This is a genomic window from Caballeronia sp. AZ7_KS35, from assembly GCF_023631045.1.
Classification (GTDB): Bacteria; Pseudomonadota; Gammaproteobacteria; order Burkholderiales; family Burkholderiaceae; genus Caballeronia; species Caballeronia zhejiangensis.
Genome location: NZ_JALQDV010000006.1, coordinates 1 through 3,760, shown reverse-complemented (window position 1 = coordinate 3,760; position 3,760 = coordinate 1). Strand labels below are relative to the sequence as shown.

At 62.9% G+C, this 3,760-nt stretch carries 5 protein-coding genes; all 5 read left to right on the top strand.

All coding sequences use genetic code 11. From position 1 onward, the window contains the following. The first annotated feature begins 1 nt into the window (after window position 1). From paaA to paaE, 5 genes are read left to right on the top strand one after another with little or no spacing between them, the layout of a single operon-like run. Entirely contained in the window at window positions 2-1,006 is a 1,005-nt protein-coding gene (gene paaA / locus NCT05_RS09070) for a 1,2-phenylacetyl-CoA epoxidase subunit PaaA (RefSeq protein ID WP_239295562.1), read from the top strand. Between the two features lie 17 nt (window positions 1,007-1,023). Continuing rightward, window positions 1,024-1,308, top strand: coding sequence for a 1,2-phenylacetyl-CoA epoxidase subunit PaaB (gene paaB / locus NCT05_RS09065; RefSeq protein ID WP_008349546.1), 285 nt, complete (start codon window positions 1,024-1,026; stop codon window positions 1,306-1,308). A gap of 11 nt (window positions 1,309-1,319) precedes the next feature. Next, window positions 1,320-2,120, top strand: a complete 801-nt coding sequence (gene paaC / locus NCT05_RS09060) for a 1,2-phenylacetyl-CoA epoxidase subunit PaaC (protein WP_008349547.1) — start codon at window positions 1,320-1,322, stop codon at window positions 2,118-2,120. After that, window positions 2,120-2,632 carry a 1,2-phenylacetyl-CoA epoxidase subunit PaaD gene (paaD, locus tag NCT05_RS09055; RefSeq protein WP_250502152.1) on the top strand — a complete coding sequence of 171 codons (513 nt, stop codon included), beginning with the start codon at window positions 2,120-2,122 and terminating at the stop codon, window positions 2,630-2,632. Before paaC ends, paaD begins: the two co-directional genes overlap by 1 nt. A 28-nt stretch (window positions 2,633-2,660) precedes the next feature. Then, window positions 2,661-3,749 (top strand): 1,2-phenylacetyl-CoA epoxidase subunit PaaE, encoded by a 1,089-nt coding sequence (paaE, locus tag NCT05_RS09050; RefSeq protein WP_008352720.1) that lies wholly within the window; start codon window positions 2,661-2,663, stop codon window positions 3,747-3,749. The last annotated feature ends 11 nt before the right edge of the window (window positions 3,750-3,760 follow it).

The following is a 3,760-nucleotide window of genomic DNA, read 5'->3' as shown; positions in this document are numbered from 1 at the left end:
CATGTACACGCAATCCCTCGACCTCCCCAGCGCGACGTCCGCAGCCGAAAGCCACGAAGCCGCAGCCTCCGCCGCCCAAACCCGCTTCGACGCGGTGATGCAGGCCGACGGCAAGATCGAGCCGCAGGACTGGATGCCCGAGGCGTATCGCAAGACGCTGGTGCGTCAGATCTCGCAGCACGCGCATTCGGAGATCATCGGGATGCAGCCCGAGGGCAACTGGATCAGCCGCGCGCCGAGCCTCAAACGCAAGGCGATTCTGCTCGCGAAGGTGCAGGACGAAGGCGGCCACGGTCTGTACCTCTACAGCGCGGCCGAAACACTGGGCGTCTCGCGCGATCAACTCGTGGCCGCGCTGCACGCAGGCAAGGCGAAATATTCGAGCATCTTCAACTATCCGACACCCACGTGGGCCGATGTCGGCGTGATCGGCTGGCTCGTCGATGGCGCCGCGATCATGAACCAGATTCCGCTGTGCCGCTGCACCTACGGGCCGTATGCCCGCGCGATGATCCGCATCTGCAAGGAGGAGTCGTTCCACCAACGCCAGGGCTTCGACGCGCTGCTCGCGATGATGAAAGGCACGCAAGCGCAGAAGGATCTCGTGCAGCAGGCGGTGAACCGCTGGTGGTGGCCGGTGCTGATGATGTTCGGCCCGAGCGACAAGGATTCGATCCACAGCGGCCAGTCGTTCGCGTGGGGCATCAAGCGCATCTCGAACGATGACCTGCGTCAGAAGTTCGTCGATGCGACCGTCGAGCAGGCGAAGATCCTCGGCGTCACGTTGCCCGATCCCGATTTGAAGTGGAACGAAGCGCGGCAAGCGCACGACTACGGCGCGATCGACTGGGACGAGTTCTGGCGCGTGGTCAACGGCGACGGTCCGTGCAACAAGGAGCGCCTCGCCACGCGCGTGAAGGCGCACGATGACGGCGCGTGGGTTCGCGAAGCCGCACTGGCGTATGCAGAGAAGCAAAAAGCCCGCGCCCACCAACAAGCTGCATGAGCATGGAGACGATGAAGATGAACAAGGAATGGCCGATCTGGGAAGTGTTCGTGCGCAGCAAGCAGGGACTGGATCACAAGCATTGCGGCAGCCTGCACGCACCGGACGCGGGCGCGGCGTTGCGCATGGCGCGCGACGTGTACACGCGTCGTCAGGAAGGCGTGAGCATCTGGGTGGTGCCCTCGGCGGCGATCACGGCATCGGACCCGGCAGACAAGGCCGAGTTGTTCGAGCCCGCGGGCGACAAGATCTATCGGCATCCGACGTTCTTCGTGCTGCCCGACGAAATCAATCACATGTAAGGGCGCGCGACATGAGCCAGAAAGAACATCTCGCCTACGTGCTGCGTCTTGCCGACAACGCGCTGATTCTCGGACAGCGCAACGCGGAGTGGTGCAGTCACGGCCCGGCACTGGAAGAGGATATTGCGCTGGCGAACATCAGTCTGGATCTGATCGGTCAGGCGCGTTTGCTCTACACGCATGCTGCTTCGCTCGAAGCATCGCTCAACGGCAACAAAAAGACCGAAGACGATTACGCGTACTTCCGCACCGAGCGCGAGTTCGCCAACTACACGATCGCGGAGTTGCCACACTTCGGCCCGCTCGCGGGCACGACGCGCACGGAGCGCGATTACGCGGTGACGATCGTGCGCAACTTCCTGTACTCGGCGTTGATGATGGAAGTGTGGAGCGCATTGCAATCATCGAACGATGCGCAACTCGCGGCGATCGCGGCGAAGTCGATCAAGGAGACGAGCTATCACCTGCATCACGCGCGCGACTGGCTGGTGCGTTTCGGCGATGGCACTGCGGAGTCGCATCGGCGTGCGCAGGCTGCGCTCGATTATCTGATGCCGTACACGCGCGAGTTCTTCGCGACCGATGCAATCGAACAGGCCGTCGCCGATGCGGGCATCGCGCCGCTGGCGAGCGAGTTCGAAGCGGCGTGGCGCGAGCAGGTTGCATCGGCGCTCGATGAAGCGACGCTCAAAGTGCCCGTAGAAGTGCAGCACGTCACGACGGGCAAGCAAGGCGAGCACTCGGAGCACATGGGTTATCTGCTGGCGGAGATGCAGAGCCTGGCGCGTCAGCATCCGGGCGCGAGCTGGTAATGCAGGCCATGCAAACCACGATCGAACGCGCGTGGCACGTGCTCGAGTCGGTGCCCGATCCGGAGATTCCGGTGGTATCGATTCGCGAGCTGGGCATCTTGCGCGATGTGCGTCACGGCGACGATGGCGTGCTCGAAGTGGTGATCACGCCGACGTACTCGGGCTGTCCTGCGATGTCGCAGATTGCTGAGGACATCGCGAAAGCGATCGATGATGCGCAACTCGGCGCGCATCGCATCGAGACGGTGCTGGCGCCTGCGTGGACGACCGACTGGATCACCGATGACGCGCGCGAGAAGCTGCGCCGCTACGGCATCGCGCCGCCGACGGGCGCATGCGGCAGCACGGAAAAGCCGATCCGCTTCGTGGCGCGCAAGCCCGCGACGATCGCGTGCCCGCGCTGCGGCTCGACGCACACGGAGAAGCTGGCGCAATTCGGCTCGACGGCGTGCAAGGCGTTGTATCGATGCATCGATTGCCGCGAGCCGTTCGATTACTTCAAGTCGTACTGAACCTCACTGACAAGCGAGCCGAGAAAACATGGCGACTCCGCAATTTCATCCGCTGCGCATTCGCGACGTGCGCCCCGAAACCGCCGATGCGCTCACCGTTTCATTCGATGTGCCGCCCGCATTGCGCGATGCGTTTCGCTTCACGCAGGGCCAGTTCGTGACGCTCAAGACGCATATCGATGGCGAGGAGACGCGCCGCTCGTATTCGATCTGCGTGGGCGTGACCGACTACGATCGCGATGGCGAATTGCGCATCGGCATCAAGCGCGTGCGCGGCGGGCGCTTCTCGAACTTCGCGTTCGAGACCTTGAAGCCCGGCCATGAGATCGAGGTGATGACGCCCGACGGACGCTTCTTCACGCATCTGAACGCGGATCACGCGAAGCATTACGTGGCGTTCTCGGGCGGCTCGGGCATCACGCCGGTGCTGGCGATCATCAAGACGACGCTGGACATGGAGCCGACGAGCCGCTTCACGCTGGTGTACGGCAATCGCAGTGTCGACGCGATCATGTTCGCCGAGGAACTCGAGGATCTGAAGAACCGGTATATGGACCGGTTCTCGCTGTATCACGTGCTGTCCGATGATTTGCAGGATGTCGAGTTGTTCAACGGCGTGCTGGATCAAGAGAAGTGCAAGGCGTTTCTTTCGACGCTGCTCTCGCCTGAAGAGATCGATGAAGCGTTCATCTGCGGCCCCGGCCCGATGATGGATGCCGCTGAAGCCGCACTGAAAGAAGCGGGCGTGCCGCCGAAGCAGATTCATGTGGAGCGCTTCGGCACGCCGTTGCCGCAGGCGGGTGCGCCGACGATCGAGATTACGGAGAGCACGCCGGCGGCGGATCTGGAACTGGTCATCGACGGCAAGAAGCGCAAGCTGCGTCTGCCTTATGAAGGCGTGAGCGTGCTCGATGTCGGTCTGAAGGCAGGGCTCGCGTTGCCGTACGCGTGCAAGGGCGGGGTGTGCTGCACGTGCCGCGCGAAAGTGCTCGAAGGCGAAGTGAAGATGGACAAGAACTACACGCTCGAACAACATGAGATCGATGAGGGTTTCGTGCTGACCTGCCAGTGCCATCCGGTGAGCGAGCGCGTGGTTGTGAGCTTCGACGAGCGGTAAGCGACGTCCCG

What these genes read in the sequence shown, in the direction of transcription:
- paaA (WP_239295562.1), top strand. Translation starts at nt 2, where the DNA reads ATGTACACGCAATCCCTCGACCTCCCCAGCGCGACGTCCGCAGCCGAA.
- paaB (WP_008349546.1), top strand. Translation starts at nt 1,024, where the DNA reads ATGAACAAGGAATGGCCGATCTGGGAAGTGTTCGTGCGCAGCAAGCAG.
- paaC (WP_008349547.1), top strand. Translation starts at nt 1,320, where the DNA reads ATGAGCCAGAAAGAACATCTCGCCTACGTGCTGCGTCTTGCCGACAAC.
- paaD (WP_250502152.1), top strand. Translation starts at nt 2,120, where the DNA reads ATGCAGGCCATGCAAACCACGATCGAACGCGCGTGGCACGTGCTCGAG.
- paaE (WP_008352720.1), top strand. Translation starts at nt 2,661, where the DNA reads ATGGCGACTCCGCAATTTCATCCGCTGCGCATTCGCGACGTGCGCCCC.